Genomic DNA, 18,061 nt, shown 5'->3' on the forward strand with positions numbered 1-18,061 from the left:
CCGATGCGCGTTCTCTTCGCCTCCTGGGCCTGGCCCTCGCACTACTACCCGATGGTGCCGCTGGCCTGGGCGTTCCGCGCGGCCGGCGCTGAAGTCCGGGTGGCGAGCCAGCCGGGCCTGCAGGCCACGATCAGGGCCTCCGGCCTGCCCGGCGTCTCGGTCGGCACGGACGTCGACGTCGCCGGACGGCAGCGTCCGCAGCTGGAGCGGGTGAGCAGGGTCCGGGTCCGGGTGCCGCTGGACCAGCTGCGGGTCAAGATCACCCGAGCCTTCCAGGTCTTCGCCGACGTGGCCGAGGTGATGCTCGACGACCTGCTGCGCTTCGGCCGCTCCTGGCGGCCCGACCTGGTGGTGTACGAGCCGACGACCTACGCGGGCCCCCTCGTCGCCGCTGCCCTCGGCGTGCCCGCGGTCCGGCACACCTGGGGTGTGGACTACACCTTCCGGGTACGCGACTACGAGCCTGCGGTGCTCGCCCCGCTGTGCGACCGGCTCGGCCTCGACGGGGTCGAGACGCTCGGCGCGGCCACCGTGGACGTCTGCCCGCCGAGCCTGCAGGTGCCGACGGAGTATCGACGGCTGCGCACGCGGTACATCCCGTACAACGGTTCCGGGCGCTCGCCCGCGTGGCTGAGCGCCCCGCCGCGACGACCGCGGGTCTGCATGACCTGGGGCACCTCGAGCACCCGGCTCGACCAGAACCTGTTCCTCGGCGGCCAGGTCGTCAAGGCGATCGCGGACCTCGACGCCGAGGTGGTGCTGGCGGTCACCCCGGCCGACCACGCGCTGCTGCGCCCGGTCCCCGACGGGCTCCGGGTCGCCGAGTCGCTGCCACTGCACCTGCTGGCGCCCAGCTGCGACCTGGTTATCCACCAGGGCGGGCTCGGCACCACGCTGACCACGGCCTCGGCCGGTGTGCCGCAGCTGGTGATCCCGCAACTGCACGACCAGGGCCTCAACGCGACCCAGCTTGCCGGGGCCGGGGCGGGCGCGGTGGTCTACGGCGACGAGGCCACCCCCGAGCTGATCCGCGAGCAGGCGCTGCGGGTGCTCGGCAACCCGGGGTACCGCGTGGCCGCTCAGACGCTGGCCGAGGAGATCAGCAGGCAGCCCGCACCGCACGAGACCGTCTCCGCCCTCCGAGAACTCTGAAGGGGTACCGATGCGTGTCCTGTTCACGACCTGGGCCTGGCCCTCGCACTACTACCCGATGGTGCCGCTGGCCTGGGCGTTTCGCACCTCCGGCCACGAGGTCCGGGTGGCCAGCCAGCCCGGGTTCGCCGAGGAGATCACCCAGTCCGGGCTCACCGCGGTGGCCGTGGGCTCCGACGTGGACGTGGCCAGCTGGGCGCGCAAGGTGCTCGCGGTCGGCGAAGCACCGGGCGAGATGCGCACCAGCAAGGGCGAACGGGCGGTGCGCATGTTCGCCGACCTGGCCGAGAACATGGCCGACGACCTGCATTCCTTCGCCACCGCCTGGCGTCCGGACCTGATCGTGTTCGAGCCGACCACCTACGCGGGGCCGATCGTGGCCGCGGCCCTCGGGCTGCCCTCAGTCCGGCACGTGCTCGGGGTGGACTTCTCCTACCGGGCCAGGCCGTGGGAGGGCGCGGCGCTCGCGCCACTGGCCGCCCGGTTCGGCCTGCCTGCCGCGGACACGCTGGGCACGATCACCGTGGACCCCTGTCCGGCGAGCCTGCAACTGCCGGTGCCGGTGTCCAGGGCGAACATGCGCTACGTCCCCTACAACGGCCCCGGCACGGTGCCGGACTGGCTGCTCGACCCGCCCGCGCGGCCGCGAGTGTGCGTCACCTGGGGCAATTCCAGTGGCCGGCTCGATCCACGGATGGTGATGATCCGCACGGTGATCGAGGCGATCTCGGACCTGGACGTGGAGATCGTCGCCGCGGTCGGCGCCGACGAGCCGGAGCTGGGCGAGGGGGTGCGGGTGGTGCGGAACCTGCCGCTGCACCTGCTGCTGCCCAGTTGCGACCTGCTGATCGCCCAAGGCGGTCTGGGCACGATGCTGACCGGGCTGTGCGCCGGCCTGCCCCAGCTGATCATCCCTCAGCTCCCGGAGACGGTCTGCAACGCAGAGCAGCTCAGCGCGACCGGCGCGGGCACGTTCCTGCACCGCGAGCAGGCGACACCGGCGGCCATCCGGGCCGGGGTCGCCGACCTGCTGGACAAGCCCGGCTACCGCGAGTCGGCGGAGCGCCTGCGCCAGGAGATCGAGGCCAGGCCCTCCCCCTTGGACGTGGTGGCCGATCTGACCGCCCTGGCCGGTGCGCGATGATCGGCCGGAAGGACCTGCCGGCGGAGTACCTGGCCTGGAACAAGCGCTGGGGCGCCCCGTTCGGCCATGGGCCGGCCCGCGAACTGTCCCTGCGCGAGCGGTTCGCGCACCCGGACCGGGCCAGCCTGGGACCGTTCGCGTTCCAGCATCCCAGCCTCACCCGTTGCTTCGAGTACCCGTGGGCCTTCGACACGGCCCAGCCGGAGCCCGGCATGCGGGTCGTCGAGGTCGGCGGCGGGCTGGCCGGTTTCCAGTTCGTGCTGGCCGAATCCGGTTGCGCGGTCACCACTGTCGACCCGGCCGCCACCGAGGGCACCAGCCAGTGGAACGGGCCGACCTACCAGGTGTCCTGGGCGCTGACGCCCGAGACCCACCAGCAGCTCAACACCACCTTCGGCACCGAGGTGCGGCTCATCGGCGACCGGCTGCAGGACTGCGCGCTGCCGGACGGGACCTTCGACCGGGTGTTCTGCCTCTCCGTGCTCGAACACGTGCCGGCCAAGGAGGCGCGCGGCATGCTGGAACGCGCCGTGGCGCTGCTCAGACCCGGCGGGCTGCTGATCCTGACCGTCGACCTGTTCCTGGACGTGCGGCCCTTCGGTGTGCTGACCGGCAACTCCTGGGGCGGCAACCTCGACCTGCACGAACTCCTCACCGGCCTCGGTGCCGACCTCGTGGCCGGGGACAAGCGCGAACTGCTCGGCTTCCCCGAGTTCGATTTCGATCGCGTGGTGCGGCTGATCCCCGAGCTGCTGATCGGCGCCTACCCCGTGCTCTCCCAGGCACTGGCACTGCGCAGGCCGGTCTGAGATGCGCGTGCTGTTCACCACCTGGGCCTGGCCCTCGCACTACTACCCGCTGGTCCCGCTCGCCTGGGCCTGCCGCACCGCAGGCCACGACGTCCGCGTGATCAGCCAGCCCGAGCTCGCCCCGGTGATCGCCCGCTCCGGCCTGCCTGCGGTCGCCATCGGCCGGGACCTGCCGCTGCTGAGCACCGAGAGCATGCGCGGGTTCGCCCGCCTGCTGTCCATCCCCGGCATCTCGCTGGAATGGGAGGACCTCCGGCAGCACGGGCCCGCCACGGTGGCGTTGTACGTGGAGATGGCGGAGGCGATGACCGACGACGTGATCGCCTTCGCCCGCCGGTGGCGGCCCGAGCTGATCGTGTACGACCCCACCACCTACGCGGGTCCACTGGCCGCCGCCGCACTCGGCGTACCTGCCGTGCGTTCGCTGTGGGGGATCGACTATCCGGCACTGAGCAGCGAATTCGAGCCCGCGGCGCTCGCCGGGCTGCTCGCCCGGCTCGGACTGTCCGAAGTGGACACACTGGGCCGGGCCACCGTGGATCCCTGTCCGCCCAGCCTGCAGCTCGACCGGACCGGCGTCACCCTGCGCATGCGCCACCTGCCGTACAACGGTCCGGGCGCGGCGCCGCGCTGGCTGCTGGCACCGCCGCGACGCCCCCGGATCTGCGTCACCTGGGGCACCTCGACCACGCGGATCTGCGGCGCCGAGCTGTTCGGGGTGCCGACCGTGCTGGACGCGCTGGCCGGGCTCGACGCGGAGGTGGTCGTCACCGTCTCTGGACCGGAACGCGAGCTGCTCGCGGCCGGGCCAGGGGTCCGCGTGGTCGCCGATCTCCCGCTGCACCTGGTCCTGGACAGCTGCGATCTGATCATCGCGCAGGGTGGCGGCGGCACGCTGATGGCGGCCGCCGGCGCCGGTGTGCCGCAACTGCTGCTGCCCCGGCTCACCGACCAGCTCTACAACTCCCGCAGGCTCGCGGCCGCCGGTTGCGGCGTGGCGCTGGTGAACGGGCCAGGGACGGGCGAGATCCGGCAGGCCGCCGAGACCGTGCTGGCCGACCCCGGGTACCGGCTGGCCGCGGCCGGGCTGCGCGCGGAGATGCGCGCGCAGCCGTCGGCCCGCGAGGTGGTGCGCGAGCTGGAGCGGCTCACCACCGCAGGGTCAGGCCGAACTCCTCGAGCCAGTCGTTGACCTGCAACGCCAGATCCATCTCGTACCGGTTCATGGCCTCGATCCGCGCCGGTGCGTCCGCGGCCAACAGCGGGCGCACCGGCGCGTCCGCACGGGCCAGCAAGGCCCGGATCCGCTGTCGCAGCAGCAGTTCGTAGCCCGGGTCCTGAGTGGACGGATACGGTGTTTTGGGCCGGTTGAGCACCGAGGCTGGCAACAGGTCGGCCACCGCGGCCCGCAGCAACGACTTCTCCCTGCCCGCGAAGGTCTTCATGGCCCAGGGCACGTTGAACACATACTCCACCAGCCGGTGGTCGCAGAACGGCACCCTGACCTCAAGGCCGTGCGCCATGCTGATCCGGTCCTTCCGGTCGAGCAGGCCGGGCAGGAAGCGGGTCAGGAACAGGTGGCCCACCTCCCTCATCCGGCGCTCCACCTCGGCTTCACCGTCGAGCACCGGCACCTCGGCGAGCGCGTCCCGGTAAGCGGCGTCCTGGTACCCGGGGATGTCCAGCCCGTCCATCGTCGCCGGGTCGAACAGCACGGACGGGGTGGAAGCCTTGCGCACCATGGCGATCCACGGGAACGTGCCGGCCATGGCGAACTCCGGTTTGGTGAACCACTGGTACCCGCCGAACACCTCGTCGGCCGCCTCGCCGGAGAGCGCCACCGTGCAGTCCCCCCGCACCGAGCCGAACAGCTGGTACAGCGAGGTGTCCATGTCCACCAGGGCGGTCGGGAACTCCCTGGCGCGCAACGCCGAGGCCCGGACCAGCTGGTCCGTGGCCCCGGCGTTGTCGACCACCACATCGGTGTGTTCGGCGCGGAGGTGCCGGACCAGGTCCTGGACGTAGGGCTGGTCCGCGGTCTCGCGCATCGCGTCGGGCTGGAACCCGCCGCTGAACCGCACCGAGAAGGTCCGGCAGCCCGCGCCCGCCAGCGCGGCGACCGCGCTGGAGTCGAGGCCGCCGGAGACCAGCACCCCGACCGGCACGTCGGCCACCAGCTGGCCGGTGACCGCCTCGGTGAGCAGTTGCCGCGTGGTGGCCACGGTGGTGGCCCAGTCGTCACGGTGCTCCCGTGCGGACAACCGCCAGTAGCGGCGCCGGGTGAGGCCGTCCCGCCCGAAGCGGACCAGCTCACCCGGCCGCACCTGTCGCATGCCGCTGACCAGTCCGCTGCCGGGGGTGCCGACCAGGCCGAAGATCTCGCGGAGGCCGTCGGCGTCAACGGTGCGCGGGACCTGGCCACTGGCCAGCAGGGCCTTGGGCTCCGAACCGAATACCACACCTGCGGTGAGCGGGTGGAAGTACAGCGGTTTGACGCCGAGCCGGTCCCGGACCAGCAGCAGCGTCTCCTGGCGCGCGTCCCAGATCGCGAAGGCGTACATCCCGGTCAGCCGGTCGACGAAGGTCTCACCCCATTCCAGGTAGGCCCTGAGCACGACCTCGGTGTCACCGCGCGTCCGGAAGTGGTGGCCGCGCGCCAGCAGCTGCGCCCGCAGTTCGCGGAAGTTGTACAGCTCGCCGCTGTAGGTCAGCGTCACCGACCCGGCCGACATCGGCTGCCTGCTGCCCACCGGGTCGATGACGGCGAGCCTGCGGTGCCCGAAGGCCACGTGGGTGTCCAGCCACTGCGCTGCCTCGTCTGGGCCCCGGCAGGCCATGGTCTCGGTCATCTCGTGCAGCAGCGTGCCGGCCTCACGCAGATCCCGCGTGTAGTCCACCCAGCCCGCGACACCGCACATCTACTCGGCCCGCCCGCGCGCGACCACCAGGGTCTCGGTCTCGCCGAGCGGGGCGGCGGTCACGTCGGTGAAACCGGCCGCGGTGAGCCAGCCCTCACACTCCTCGACGGTGTACTCGGAACCGCCGTGCGTGATGAGCAGCATGTCCAAGCTGATCAACAGGTTCACCCGGTGGGTCAGCTCCTCGTCGAGCATCGCGTCGTAGATCAGCACGGCGCCACCGGGGCGCATCGCGCGGAAGGCCTTCTCCAGCAGCAGCTGGCGCTGTTGCGGGGACCAGTCGTGCAGGACGTGCCCGAAGATCAGCACGTCCGCCGGGGGCAGCTCGTCGGTGAAGAAGTCGCCCGCGTGGAAGGAGATCCGGTCGTCCATGCCGAGCAGGGACATGTGCTCGTCGAAGGCCGGCTGCACCTGGGGCAGGTCGAACACCGTGCCGGACAGGTGCGCGTGCGACTTGAGCACGGTGGCGAGCAGGTTGCCACGGGCGCCGCCGACGTCGACCACCGAACGCGCGCCGGACCAGTCGAACGCCTCCGCCAGGCAGGGCCCGACCAGGCCGTTGACCGCGTCCATCATGGCGAGGAACTTGCCCAGTTCGGCCGGCTGTTTCGACATGTGGCCGAAGATGTCCCCGTTGCGGCCCGCCACCTGCGGCTGGCCGCTGCGCAGGGCCTCGGTGAACCGGCCCCAGGCCGGGTAGAGCTTGTGGTTGGCGCGTTCCAGGAAGCCGCCGACGTAGGTGGGCTTGCCCCGCACCAGGTACTGCTCGGCCGCGGGACTGTTGCCGTAACCGGCTCCGGCCCGGTTCAGCAGGCCGAGCGACACCAGCACGTTGAGCCAGTCGCGCACGCCCCGGCCGTGCAGGCCGAGCCGGGTGCGGACCTGCTCATCGGTCGCCGGTCCCTCCGCGAGCACGGTGAACAGGCCCAGCTCGGTGCCCGCGAGCACCGCCTTGGCGTCGCAGAAGGCGGTGCCGAGGTGGATGATCTGCATGGCGCTCGGCATGGTTGGCGCGTCGGTCATGGGTGTTGGCTCCTCTCGGGATGGGACCGCACCAGGCTGGTCGAGCAGGCTCAAGCCGGGCTGGACGCCTGCTCGATCGACCGGCGTTCAGGTTTCCGGCGGTGCGGCCGCGCCGATCACCGCGGCGTCCAGGTCACCGAACCCGGCGGCGACCGCCTCGGCGAACCGCGCGGCCGCGGTGGCCGCCAGTGGCAGATCGATGCCCAGCTCGGCGGCTTCTCTGGTCACCAGCCGCAGGTCCTTCTCCATCAGGCGGGCCCGGAACGCCGCGGGCTGATAGCGCGCCTCGCGCATCAGCGCTGCCCGGAAGGCCAGCACCCGCGAGCTGAAACCGCTGTGCTCGATGGCCGTGAGCAGCTGCTGCCGGTCCAGGCCGGCCCCGACGCCGTAGCGGACGGCCTCGGCCAGGCCGGCGAGTTGCGCGCCGAGCAGCAGGTTGAACACCAGCTTGGTGCTGGCCGCGTTGCCCGAGGGTCCCACGTGCCGCACCTCGCGGCCGAGGACCATGAGCAGGTCGCGCACGTCCCGCAGGTCCGCCGGCGTGCCCGCGGCCAGCACCCGCAGCTCGCCCGCGCGCGCCTGGTGCGGGTTGCCGAGCAGGCACGCCTCGACCCGGCGCAGGCCGGCATCGGCCAGCCGCTGGGCGGCCGCGCGCGCGTAGGTCGGCGAGACGGTGGAGGTGTCGACCACCAGCTGACCGGCCACCAGCCCGGGCAGTGCCTGCTCGAACAGCACGCGCTCGACCGCGGCCTCGTCGCCGAGGCTGACCAGCACGACCCGCGCGCTGGCCACAGCCTCGGCCGGGGTCGCCGCGAAGGTCGCGCCGTCGGCCACCAGCTCGGCGGCCTTGTCCGGCGATCGGTTGTACACCGTCAGCGGGAAGCGCGCAGCCAGCAGCCGGTGGGCCATTCCGGCGCCCATGTTGCCGAGTCCGAGCACCGCGGTGGGGTACATCGTGCCCCTCAGCCCGCGGTGAGCTGGGACAGGCACCGCATCGACGCGTCGCGGAAGTAGCGGGCGAAACCCTCCGGGGTGCCGGTGTCCCGCTGTTCCCGGAGGTAGGGCGCGAGCCTGCGTTCGAGTTCGTGCACGCCTTGCTGGGTGGCCATGTGCCGGCCGACCAGGCGCAGATCGCCCTCGTAGTGGATCACCCTGACCAGCAGGTCGTCCTTGACGAACACGGCGGTGCCCAGCAGGCGGCCCGCCTCGGCTCCACTGTCGTCCCGCAGGACGGGCGTGTCCACCCGGCGGAACCCGGCGAAGACCTCCGCGATCTCGTCCTCGTGCCCCGGCTTGATCCGGTAGGTGATCGCTGCGTACGGCATGGTTCCTCCCTAGACGTGGTTCGGTGTCAGATTCCGCCGTCGACCGGCAGGGTCACGCCGCTGACGTAGCGAGCCGGGTCGCCGGCCAGGAAGAGCACGACTTCGGCCACCTCCTCCGAGGTGCCGAGCCTGCCGAGCGAGGTAAGGCCCGCGACCCGCTCCCTGATGTGCGCGGGCAGCTCGTCGCCGGTGTCGATGAGTCCGGGCGCGATCGCGTTGACCCGGATGCCCCGCGGTCCCAGTTCCTTGGCCAGGGAGCGGGTCAGGCCGATCACGCCCGCCTTGGCTGCGGTGTAGTGCGCGCGTTCCGGGATGCCCCTGGTCGCCGCCGACGCGCTGAAGTTGATCACCGAGGCGCCCGGCCCGAACAGCGGCAACGCGGCCTGGGTGACCAGGTAGGCCGCGGTGAGCCCGGTGTCGAGCATGTCCCGCCACTCCTCTGCCGGCAGTTCGGCGATGGCGGCCTGTCCGTCCCGGCCCACGTTGTTCACCAGCACGTCCAGCCCGCCGAGGCGCCGCAGGCATTCGCCGAGCAGTCGCCGCACGTCCTCGGGCCGGGTCACATCGGCGCGCACCACGCCGATGTCCTGGGCCTCGAGTTCCTCATCGCCGTCCTGCCCGCGATGGCAGGTCACCACCCGCGCACCGCTGCGGGCGAAGGCGAGCACCGTGGCGCGGCCGATGCCACGGGTGCCTCCGGTCACCAGGACACGTTTGTCCTTCATCCTGTTCCTCCTGAGGGGTAAGGCGTTACTGGGCAACGAAGACGACGGCGTTGACGAGGAAGGCCAGTGCGGCGAGCACCGTCCGCACGAGGTTGAGCGCCCGCCAGCGGGGACGCGGATCCCGCCAGTCCGGCGGTGGCTCGCGGTCCTGCCGGACCAGCCGGTTGAGCGGGACGTTGCCGAAGTGGGACACCGCCGAGACGCTCAGCAGCAGCGCTGCCGCCAGCGCGAACCACCAGCGCGATCCGGTGGCCAGCACCGCGAGCAGCACGTCGGCGACCGCACTGGCCAGCACGATCACCGGCATCGCCGGGTCGAAGTGCCGGCCGATCAACCGATGGGCGGCCAGATACCGCCGCGGCGGCAGGGCCAGGAACATGGGCACCAGGCTGAGCGCGACGCAGAACAGCACTCCGGCGGTGAGCCCGCTGCCCACCAGCGCCACGATGCCGAGCAGGGGCACCATCAGTACTCCGCGGTCACCTGGTAGACCTGGAACCCCGTCCCGTACTGCCGCAGCGGGGCGGTGGCGGCCCGGTGGCCGGGGCCGCTCTCCCAGCGCTGGAACGCCGCCAGGCTCTCCCATTCGCTCAGCACCGCGAACTCGTCCGGAGCCCGCACGGACTGCAGCAACTCGTTCCCGAGCAGCCCCGGCGTTCCGGCCAGCAGCCCGCTGATCCGGTGGTAGGCCAGCGTCACCGCCTCCGGACTGCCGGCGGGGGCGACCGCGTACACCAGGACCCGCACCCGTGCGGTGCTCATGGCAGCTCGTGCACGAGGTGCATGGTGGTCATCGAGCCCGCGGAGCGGTACGGGTGCAGCTGGCTGCGGTGCTCGACGTGGCCCTGGCTGCGCTCGTACTCCCGGAACAGCTCCTCACTGGTCCAGTCGCTGACGATGTAGTAGACGCTCTCCTCCTCGGCGCTGCGGGACAGCGTCTGGCCCAGGTTGGCGGGTTGCCCGGTGATGGCGCCGCCGAGCCGGCGCCACACCTCCTCGAACTCGCGTTCCCTGCCCGGATGGATCTCCATGCGCAACAGCACGCGGAACATGGTCAGATTCCCCCGTCCACCTGGATGGTCTCGCCGGTCAGGTAGCTGGCCAGCCCGCTGGCCAGGAAGAGCACCACACCGCCGACCTCGTCGGGCCTGCCGAGCCGTCCCAGCGCGGTGAGGTTGCGATAGCGCTCGGTCACCTCGACCGGCAGCTGCCGCTCGGTCTCGATCACCCCGGGCGCGACGACGTTGACCCGGATCCCGCACGGTCCCAGCTCCTTGGCCAGCGATCTGGTGAGGCCGGTGAGCCCGGCCTTGGCCGCTGTGTAGTGCGCGCGCATCGGGACGCCCACGGACGCGGCGCGCGAACCGACGAACACCACCGATCCGCCCAGCGCCAGCAGCGGCAGCGCGCGCTGGGTCAGCAGGTAGGCTGCGGTGAGGTTGGTGTCGAGGATCCGGCTCCACTCGGCGGGCGCCAGGTCGGCGAACGGCTGATGGCTGATCGCGCCCGCGCTGTGCACGACCGCGTCCAGCCTGCCGAACCGCTCCTGACAGGCGCCGACGAGCTGGTCCACGCCCTCGGGAGAACTGATGTCGGCGGCCACGGCATGGTGCTTGCCGCCGGTCTGCCTCAGTTCGCGGAGCAGGTCGGCTGCGGACTCCTCGTCGCGGTGGTAACCGGCGACGACGTCGGCGCCTGCCAGGGCGAACAACCGGCTGATACCGCGGCCCACACCGCGGGTCCCACCGGTGACCAGGACTTTGTGGCCTTCCAACCGAATGGTCATGACATCTCCTCAGCGCAGTACGGCGACGGCCGCGGCGTTCGCCACGAGCGCGAAAGCGGCCAGGACGGTGCGGACGTTGTTCCAGGCCCGCCAACGGTTCCGGGGATCGAGCCGGGCCCAGTCCCGCGGCGCCGCCGCGGGATCCAGGGCCAGCACGTACCGGTTGATCGGGACGTTCTTGGCCACCGAGATGGCCAGTACCGCCAGGAGCAGGAGTGCGCCTGCGCTCGCACACCAGCGGGCGGCGCCGCGCGTGAGCGCGACCAGGGCCAGGTCCAGCAGCACGGTGGTCATGTGCAGGATCGGCATCATCGGGTCGAACCTCGGCCACAGGAAGCGCACCAGCCGCACGTACCGCTCGTACGGCGAGGCGCGGAACAGCGGCACGAAACCGACGACGGTGGCCACCATGACGCCGAAGGCGACGCCGTTGCCCAGCAACGCGAGCGCGGCCACGACGCCCGTCATCGTCGTTCGCCGGCCGCCGCGCGCTCGACCAGCTGCCGGATCCGCTGCTGCTGGACCTTGGTGCCCTGGCTGATGCGTTCGGTCATCGTCGCGTCGTCCACCGGGGCGTCCGGCCTGAGCTTGAAGTCCTGCACCCAGCGCATGAGCGTCCCGCCGTCCGGGGCCCTCCGGTAGGTCCACCGGATCCGCATGTACTCGTACGGGCCGGTCTCCACCCGGTGCGCGTGCACCGTCCACATGCTCGGGTCGGGGGTGCGTTCCGACACCCACGTCCACACCCTGCCGTTCTCGTCGGGGTGTTTGGTGAGCCGGAACCGCACCGTGTCGCCGCGCCGCTCCAGGACCTCCACCGAGGCGTACTCGCTGAACAGCGACGGCCAGGACTCGACGTCGTTGGTCATGTCCCACACCAGCTGCAGCGGAGCCGCGATCAGCACCTCGTGGTCGGTGTGGCCCGCCATGTCAGCCGACCGCCCGCGCGCCAGCCACGTAGGCGATGAACTCGTTCGGCGTGCCGAGGGTGAAGACGACGTCGTCCGGGATCGTCACGCCGGTGCGGCGGCCGACCCTGGTGGCGGTCTCCAGCACGACGAGCGAGTCGTACCCCAGCTCGGCGAACGGGGTGTCGCCGATATCAGCCGTCGACCCGGCGGACTCGCTCGGTCCGGCGACCTCGCGCATGATCTGTTGCAACTGCTCCAGTGTCAGGTCACGCATCTCTGGCTCCTTCTGGATGGACGAGCACGGCGGCGGAGTTGAAGCCGCCGTGGCCGCGGGCGAGCACCAGGGCGGCGCGCACGCGGGCCTCGCGGGTGGTGCGCACCAGGTCGAGACCTGGTGGCGCGGCGCGCGGTCCGGGAGTCGGCGGCAGCACCTGGTGCCGCAGCGACAGGCAGGCGGTGGCCAGGTCCAGCGCCGCCCCGCCCGCGTACAGCCGGCCGGTCATGCTCTTCGGCGCGGTCACCGGGACGCGGTCCGGGCCGAAGAGCGCGACGATCGCCTCGGCCTCCGCGCGGTCGAGGTCAGGTGAGCCCGCGGCGTCGGCGTACACGACGTCGATCTGCTCCGGCCGGAGCCCGGCATCGGCCAAGGCCAACCGGACCGCGCGCACGAGGCCGGGGCCCGCGCCGTCGAAGGTGGCCGCGTGACCGGCGAACACCGCGTACGGCGGCCGGGAGCCGGTCCGGTTCTCCATGATCAGCATCGCGCCCCCCTCGCCCGGCACGTGGCCGGCTGCCCCGGGGTCGAAGGGCAGGTACGCCGAGGCCGGGTCCGCGCGCGGGCTGAGCCGTCCGCCGGCGGCCTGGCATAGCACGGCGTACGGGGACAGCGGCGCCTCCGTGCCGCCGGTGACCACTACCCGCGCGCCCTGGCGCAGGGTGCGGCGGGCCTGGGCGGCGGCATCGAGACCGCCTGCCTGCTCGGCGACCAGGACGCCGCACGGCCCGCGCATGCCGTGCCGGATGGAGAGCTGGCCGGTCGTGGCGGCGTAGAACCAGGCGATGGACTGGTACACACCGACGTGCCGCGGCCCCATCGACCAGAGTCGCTCGATCTCCCGCTGCCCGAACTCGTTGCCGCCGGAGGAACTCGCGGTCTGCACGGCCAGCTCGTACTCGGGCAGGCTCGCCGGGTCGACGCCCGCGTCGGCCAGCGCCAACTCGGCGCCGGCCAGCGCGAGCTGCGTCCACCGGTCGGTCTGGGTGGCGAGCCTGGCCGGCACCAGCGCGTCGACCGGTTCGCTGGGCACTTCGCCCGCGCAGCGCACCGGGTAGGCCGAGGCGTCGAACCGGGAGATCGGCCCGATGCCGGAGCGCCCGGCCAGGGTCGCGGCCCAGTACTCCGCCAGCCCCACCCCGTTGGGCGCCACCACGCCGAGGCCGGTGATCACCGTGGTCATGCGGACCCGGTCCCTTGGCGGGCCAGCAGGATGGCCGTCTGGAATCCGCCGAAGCCGCTGCCGACCGACAGCGCCACCCGCACCGCGCGCTCCCGTGCGGTGATCGGCACGTAGTCCAGGTCGCACTCGGGGTCGGGGGTGCGCAGGTTGGCGGTAGGCGGGATCACGCCGTGCTCGATGGCCAGCGCGCAGGCCGCGATCTCGATCGCCCCGATCGCGCCGAGTGAATGTCCCACCATCGACTTGATGGAACTGACCGGCGTGTCGTAGGCATGGGCGCCGAGGCTGAGTTTGAGCGCCGCGGTCTCGTGCCGATCGTTCTGCACGGTGCCGGAACCGTGCGCGTTGACGTAGTCCACCGCGGTGGGGTCCAGCCGGGCTCCGCGCAGCGCGACGGTGATCGCCTCGGCCAGCTCGCGGCCATCCGCGCGGAGCCCGGTCATGTGGTAGGCGTTGCCGCGGTTGCCGAATCCGGCGATCTCCGCGTAGATCCGCGCCCGGCGGCGGCGGGCCGTCTCCCGCTCTTCCAGCACGAACACCGCCGCGCCCTCGCCGAGCACGAACCCGTCCCGGTGCCGGTCGAACGGCTTGGCGGCGTGCGCCGGATCGTCGTTGGCCGCCGAGGTCGCCTTGATCGCGTCGAAACAGGCCACCGAGATCGGGGATATCGGCGCCTCGGTGGCGCCGGTGACCATGACGTCGGCGCTGCCCTCCTCGATCAGCTGGGCCGCGTGCCCGACCGCGTCCAGGCCCGAGGTGCACCCGGTGGACACCGTGGTCACCGGTCCCTGCGCGGCAGCGCACCTGGCCACCTCCGCGGCGAGGTTGCTCGGCACGAGGTGCTCGTACAGGTGCGGCACCGCGTAGCCGGGATCGACGACCCACTGCCGTCCGCCGTCGCTCACCACGACGTACTCGTTCTCCAGGCTGATCGTGGCGCCCACAGCACTGCCGATGGCGACGCCGGTGCGGTGGGCGAGCGGTTCACTGGGTTCCAGACCGCTGTCGCGCAGGGCCTCGCCGGTGGCGACCACGGCAAACTGGGCTGCCCGGTCCAGTCTGCGGATCTGCTGCGGGCCCAGCCCTTCGGCCGCCGGGTTGAAGTCGACTTCCGCGGCGATCCGGGAGCGGTAGCCGGTGGCGTCGAAGGCGGTGATGGCCCTGGTGGCGGTCCGGCCCGCGGTGAGCTGGGCCCAGAACGCCTTCACCCCGACGCCGCCGGGGGCGACCACACCGATGCCGGTGATCACGGCCCTGCGCCGGCTCATGACGTGACCTCGGGATGTGGCAGTGCGGGGGCGGGCGGCGCCTCGGTGTCCACGTGCCCCAGCTCGGGCCGGGGCGCGAGCGGGCACAGGTGGAAGACCGCTTCGGCCGGGCCGCTTGACTGGTTCACCACGCGGTGCCGGACGCCGATCGGCACCACGAGGCCCTCCCCGGCCGCCAGCTCGACCGGCTCGCCGGCGACCTGGACGACGAGCACGCCCGCGGTGACGTAGAGGAACTCCTCGGAGTACGGGTGGTAGTGCTCGCTGACGTGCTCGCCGGGCGCCAGGCGCAGCACCCCGAGGAAGCCTGTGGTGGCGCCGACGGTCCGTGGGCCGAGCAGGACACGGATGTCGCCACCCCGGCGCCGGTTGGGCTCGACCTGCTCGACCGCCATCTTCCGCGTGTGTGGCACGGTGAACTCCTCTAGTCCTAGTCGACTCGCCACTGGTAGAAGGGGGTGGCCATCGCGTCTTTGGGCGCACGCCAGGTGCTCGGGTCGAAGGGCGACACGTGCCGACTCAGTTCCGCGTTCATCCCGGTGAACAAGGGGTGACGCCTAACCCGTTCCAGCTTGGGCAGAAGATCGTTCTCCGCCTCGATCAGATGGAAATAGAGACCGTGGTACTGAAAGAGCGTCCGGCCCGTGACACCAATCATCGCCGGTAGCTCGGTGGCGTCCGATTCCGCGAATATCCGGGCCACCGAACCGGCGTCTTCCGGATTCATCCGGGCGACGATCAAGGTGTGCTTCACCGCTTTCTCCCTCGGGTCGATCGCCTGTCTCGACTCGAAGAATGACAACCGGCGCTGAATAATCACTGGAGCAGCGCTTGAGCGCGGGGGCACCGCACCTTAGCAGCGCTGCAACGGCACTCCCCGGCGACTGGACTCGACCTCGGCGAGTTCGGCGGCGTACAGGCAGGCCAGTTCCGGCAGCCGGTAGAGCGACGGTCCCTCGACCTGGAGCAACCGCACCTCGACCAGCCGGTCGAGGGCGGTCTCGGCGCCCCGGCCGTCCTCGTCCATCAGCTCAGCCGCCTCAGCCACCGTGAGCAGTGGCATCCCGTGCCTGCCGATCTCGCGGAACAGGCGCTGTTCGGTCTCGCCGAGCATGCGGTAGCTGTCGCCGAAACCGGCCCGGAGGTCGGCCCCCACCTGGTTGAGCGCGGAGAGCCGCTGCCGAGGGTCCTGCAGCCGGGCCACCGACTTGGCCAGTGGCCAGTGCCGGGACAGACGCAGCTGGTTGCCCACCGCGCGGATGGCCAGGGGCAGGTGGTCGCACAGCGTGGTCAGCAGCTCGGCCTGGGTCCGCTCGCGGGCCACCCGGTCCCGGCCGACGACGCGGGCAAGCATGGCCACCGACTCGGCCGGTGTCATCCCGTCCAGCTCTACCGACATCGTCGCCATCGGTCCGCGCAACAACGCCCTGGACGTGATGAGCACGGCGCACCGGCGTCCGCTGGGCAACAGCGGCAGCACCTGTCCCGGGTCGGTGGCGCCGTCGAGCACGACGAGCAGCCTGCGGTCCGCGCTCCACGTGCGGAACATCCGGCTGCGCTCCGCCGGCGTTGCCGGCAGCTCGCACTGGCGGACGCCCACGGCCCGCAGGAACCCGGCCAGCACCTCCGAGGGATCAGCTCGCTCGTCGGCGGTACCGGCGAGTTCGGCGTAGAGCTGGCCGTCGGGGTACGCGCCCCGCAGCTGGTGGGCCGCCTGGATGGCCAACGCGCTCTTCCCGACACCTGCCGGTCCGACCACCTGCATGATCTGCACGCTGGACGCAGGGCCGGGGAAGCCGGTCAGGCTCTCCCTGACCATGGCGAGTTCGGTCTGCCTGCCGGAGAAGTCCATCGTGCCCGGCGGCAGCTGGGCGGGCGGGAGCGCCACGCCCGCCCTGGCGATGCCCTCCGCGGTGGCGCGCAGGTCGAGCAGCGGATCCGCGGACAGCATGCGGAGTTGCAACCGCTTGAGCGAGGGCGACGGCTCGAGCCCGAGTTCGCGCCGGATGACGCTGTGCAGCTGCTGGTACACGTCCAGGGCCTCGAACCGCCGCTCCGAGCGGTACAGCGAGATCATCAGCTGCGAGTAGAACCGCTCGTGCAGGGGGTGCTCGCTGATCAGCGAACGCAGCTCGCTGGTCAGCGCGCGGTGCCTGCCCAGACGGAGATCGGCCTCGATCCGCAGCTCGACGGCCTGCAGGCGGCGCTCCTCGAGCCGCACCACGTGCGCCTCCAGGATCGGACCGCACTGCACATCGGCCAGCGCAGGTCCCCGCCACAGGGCCAGCGCGTCCCGCAGCTGCGCGGCCGCGCGGTCGGGATCGCCGTCCTCCAGCAGCGCACTGCTCTCCTCGAGCTTCCGTTCGAAGACGAACATGTCCAGATCCTCGGGGTTGATCGCCGCTAGATATCCGGAAGGACGAGTGAGCAGCATTCCCTGTTGCGCGTCACCGGAAGGCAACAGCTTTCTGAGCTGGTAGATATATGTTTGCAGCGTGGTGAGAACACTCCGTGGCGGCGGATCCCGCCAGATCTCCTCCATCAGCGAGTTGATGGACACCACGCGGTTGTGCTGCAAGATCAGTAGCGCCAGCACGCTACGCAATTTCAGCGCGGTCGGGGTCAGGACAGTTTCATCCTGAGTCACCGATAGAGATCCGAGCACCTGAAACTTCACTGCCATCCCCCCAGACAGCCGTATGTCGCCCCCAACATGGTGCAGCTCACACTACAGATTGACGCACCATTTGTCATCACCGTCATGATCTCAGGACTTTTGTCCGCATTGGCCGCCTGACATCTGTACATGATCGTCCGGTTGGCACGCCGATGGCCGAAATCCGCCGATTCACCAGTCGATGCGCCGTCCACTCCGGAAAAAGCCGCCGGTCGGGCCACCGTCGGGAAGCGTGGCGGCCCAGACGACCTCCGCCGCGGCGGCTTCCGGCGACCGCGGCGCGTCCGGGCGCATCCTGGTCCGGACCAGTCCTGGGTTGACCGCGTTGACCAGCACACCGGTCTCCGCCAGTTCCGCAGCCAGCATCACGGTGAGTGCGTTGAGCGCCGCCTTGGACACGGCGTAGGCGGACAGCTCAGGCGCCAGTCCGTTGCTGAAGGCGCCGATGCCGCTGGACACCATCACGATCCGTCCCCAGCCGCGCCGGACCATCCCCGGCAGGAACGCCTGACAGACCCGCCACGAGCCGAGGGTGTTCACCTCCAGGTGCCTGCGCACCAGGTCCATGGGCACGGCCGAGGGGGTCTGTCCCTCCGGCAGCAGCACCCCGGCATTGTTGATCAGGACGTCGACCGCGCCCGCCTGCCGCTCCGCCCGCCGCACGCAGTCCGGATCGGTGATGTCCAGGTGCACCGCCCCGGTCTCGGCGGCGATCGCGGGATTCCGCACCCCCAGCACCACGTGGTGGCCCAGCAGGCGCATCCGGTCCGCGACCGCCCGGCCGAGCCCGCGGTTCGCACCGGTCACCAACACTCTTCGTTTCGGGTCCATGCCGCCACGGTGGCCGAGTTCCCTTGAGCCGCACT

Annotated in this window: 22 protein-coding genes; 4 read left to right on the forward strand and 18 right to left on the reverse strand. The window is 71.6% G+C overall.

All coding sequences use genetic code 11. The annotated features are described in order from the left end of the window. Positions 1 to 3: 3 nt before the first annotated feature. From ACWDY5_RS22305 to ACWDY5_RS22320, 4 genes are read left to right on the forward strand one after another with little or no spacing between them, the layout of a single operon-like run. Entirely contained in the window at positions 4 to 1,152 is a 1,149-nt protein-coding gene (locus ACWDY5_RS22305) for a nucleotide disphospho-sugar-binding domain-containing protein (protein ID WP_449724093.1), read from the forward strand. Positions 1,153 to 1,162: 10 nt separating this feature from the next. After that, on the forward strand, positions 1,163 to 2,296 hold the full coding sequence (locus ACWDY5_RS22310) for a nucleotide disphospho-sugar-binding domain-containing protein (protein WP_449724094.1): 1,134 nt from the start codon (positions 1,163 to 1,165) through the stop codon (positions 2,294 to 2,296). Continuing rightward, the gene (locus ACWDY5_RS22315; RefSeq protein ID WP_449724095.1) at positions 2,293 to 3,105 is read left to right on the forward strand and encodes a class I SAM-dependent methyltransferase; all 813 of its coding nucleotides are present in this window, start codon (positions 2,293 to 2,295) and stop codon (positions 3,103 to 3,105) included. Before ACWDY5_RS22310 ends, ACWDY5_RS22315 begins: the two co-directional genes overlap by 4 nt. 1 nt (position 3,106) lies before the next feature. Further along, positions 3,107 to 4,297 carry a nucleotide disphospho-sugar-binding domain-containing protein gene (locus tag ACWDY5_RS22320; RefSeq protein ID WP_449724096.1) on the forward strand — a complete coding sequence of 397 codons (1,191 nt, stop codon included), beginning with the start codon at positions 3,107 to 3,109 and terminating at the stop codon, positions 4,295 to 4,297. Here ACWDY5_RS22320 and asnB read toward each other — a convergent pair. The 18 genes from asnB to ACWDY5_RS22410 all read right to left on the reverse strand — a co-directional run bounded on the left by asnB (position 4,254) and on the right by ACWDY5_RS22410 (position 18,002). Next, positions 4,254 to 6,023, reverse strand: coding sequence for an asparagine synthase (glutamine-hydrolyzing) (asnB, locus tag ACWDY5_RS22325; protein WP_449724097.1), 1,770 nt, complete (start codon positions 6,021 to 6,023; stop codon positions 4,254 to 4,256). The genes ACWDY5_RS22320 and asnB overlap by 44 nt on opposite strands. Beyond that, complete coding sequence (locus tag ACWDY5_RS22330; RefSeq protein WP_449724098.1) at positions 6,024 to 7,046, reverse strand: methyltransferase; 1,023 nt, start codon at positions 7,044 to 7,046, stop codon at positions 6,024 to 6,026. 87 nt (positions 7,047 to 7,133) lie between these two features. Further along, the gene (locus tag ACWDY5_RS22335) at positions 7,134 to 8,000 is read right to left on the reverse strand and encodes an NAD(P)-dependent oxidoreductase (RefSeq protein ID WP_449724099.1); all 867 of its coding nucleotides are present in this window, start codon (positions 7,998 to 8,000) and stop codon (positions 7,134 to 7,136) included. An 8-nt stretch (positions 8,001 to 8,008) separates the two neighbouring features. Next, on the reverse strand, positions 8,009 to 8,371 hold the full coding sequence (locus ACWDY5_RS22340) for a SchA/CurD-like domain-containing protein (RefSeq protein WP_449724100.1): 363 nt from the start codon (positions 8,369 to 8,371) through the stop codon (positions 8,009 to 8,011). Between the two features lie 26 nt (positions 8,372 to 8,397). Continuing rightward, positions 8,398 to 9,096, reverse strand: coding sequence for an SDR family NAD(P)-dependent oxidoreductase (locus tag ACWDY5_RS22345; RefSeq protein WP_449724101.1), 699 nt, complete (start codon positions 9,094 to 9,096; stop codon positions 8,398 to 8,400). A gap of 25 nt (positions 9,097 to 9,121) precedes the next feature. Next, on the reverse strand, positions 9,122 to 9,562 hold the full coding sequence (locus tag ACWDY5_RS22350) for an anthrone oxygenase family protein (protein WP_449724102.1): 441 nt from the start codon (positions 9,560 to 9,562) through the stop codon (positions 9,122 to 9,124). After that, the gene (locus ACWDY5_RS22355) at positions 9,562 to 9,858 is read right to left on the reverse strand and encodes an antibiotic biosynthesis monooxygenase family protein (protein WP_449724103.1); all 297 of its coding nucleotides are present in this window, start codon (positions 9,856 to 9,858) and stop codon (positions 9,562 to 9,564) included. The genes ACWDY5_RS22350 and ACWDY5_RS22355 overlap by 1 nt, the downstream gene beginning before the upstream one ends. Beyond that, positions 9,855 to 10,148, reverse strand: coding sequence for an antibiotic biosynthesis monooxygenase family protein (locus ACWDY5_RS22360; RefSeq protein ID WP_449724104.1), 294 nt, complete (start codon positions 10,146 to 10,148; stop codon positions 9,855 to 9,857). The genes ACWDY5_RS22355 and ACWDY5_RS22360 overlap by 4 nt, the downstream gene beginning before the upstream one ends. 2 nt (positions 10,149 to 10,150) lie before the next feature. Next, positions 10,151 to 10,882, reverse strand: coding sequence for an SDR family NAD(P)-dependent oxidoreductase (locus ACWDY5_RS22365; RefSeq protein ID WP_449724105.1), 732 nt, complete (start codon positions 10,880 to 10,882; stop codon positions 10,151 to 10,153). 9 nt (positions 10,883 to 10,891) lie between these two features. Further along, entirely contained in the window at positions 10,892 to 11,350 is a 459-nt protein-coding gene (locus tag ACWDY5_RS22370) for an anthrone oxygenase family protein (protein ID WP_449724106.1), read from the reverse strand. Then, positions 11,347 to 11,811 (reverse strand): SRPBCC family protein, encoded by a 465-nt coding sequence (locus tag ACWDY5_RS22375; RefSeq protein ID WP_449724107.1) that lies wholly within the window; start codon positions 11,809 to 11,811, stop codon positions 11,347 to 11,349. The genes ACWDY5_RS22370 and ACWDY5_RS22375 overlap by 4 nt, the downstream gene beginning before the upstream one ends. Position 11,812: 1 nt before the next feature. Continuing rightward, positions 11,813 to 12,067 carry an acyl carrier protein gene (locus ACWDY5_RS22380; RefSeq protein ID WP_449724108.1) on the reverse strand — a complete coding sequence of 85 codons (255 nt, stop codon included), beginning with the start codon at positions 12,065 to 12,067 and terminating at the stop codon, positions 11,813 to 11,815. After that, the gene (locus ACWDY5_RS22385; protein WP_449724109.1) at positions 12,060 to 13,250 is read right to left on the reverse strand and encodes a beta-ketoacyl synthase N-terminal-like domain-containing protein; all 1,191 of its coding nucleotides are present in this window, start codon (positions 13,248 to 13,250) and stop codon (positions 12,060 to 12,062) included. The genes ACWDY5_RS22380 and ACWDY5_RS22385 overlap by 8 nt, the downstream gene beginning before the upstream one ends. Further along, entirely contained in the window at positions 13,247 to 14,518 is a 1,272-nt protein-coding gene (locus ACWDY5_RS22390) for a beta-ketoacyl-[acyl-carrier-protein] synthase family protein (protein WP_449724110.1), read from the reverse strand. The genes ACWDY5_RS22385 and ACWDY5_RS22390 overlap by 4 nt, the downstream gene beginning before the upstream one ends. Next, on the reverse strand, positions 14,515 to 14,913 hold the full coding sequence (locus ACWDY5_RS22395) for a cupin domain-containing protein (RefSeq protein ID WP_449724146.1): 399 nt from the start codon (positions 14,911 to 14,913) through the stop codon (positions 14,515 to 14,517). Before ACWDY5_RS22395 ends, ACWDY5_RS22390 begins: the two co-directional genes overlap by 4 nt. 35 nt (positions 14,914 to 14,948) lie before the next feature. Then, positions 14,949 to 15,272, reverse strand: a complete 324-nt coding sequence (locus ACWDY5_RS22400; protein WP_449724111.1) for a TcmI family type II polyketide cyclase — start codon at positions 15,270 to 15,272, stop codon at positions 14,949 to 14,951. 99 nt (positions 15,273 to 15,371) lie between these two features. After that, a complete protein-coding gene (locus tag ACWDY5_RS22405) occupies positions 15,372 to 17,114 on the reverse strand; it encodes a BTAD domain-containing putative transcriptional regulator (RefSeq protein WP_449724112.1) in 1,743 nt (580 codons plus the stop codon). Between the two features lie 252 nt (positions 17,115 to 17,366). Beyond that, positions 17,367 to 18,002 (reverse strand): SDR family NAD(P)-dependent oxidoreductase, encoded by a 636-nt coding sequence (locus ACWDY5_RS22410; RefSeq protein WP_449724113.1) that lies wholly within the window; start codon positions 18,000 to 18,002, stop codon positions 17,367 to 17,369. Positions 18,003 to 18,061: the final 59 nt, after the last annotated feature.

The organism is Crossiella sp. NPDC003009, assembly GCF_053591555.1.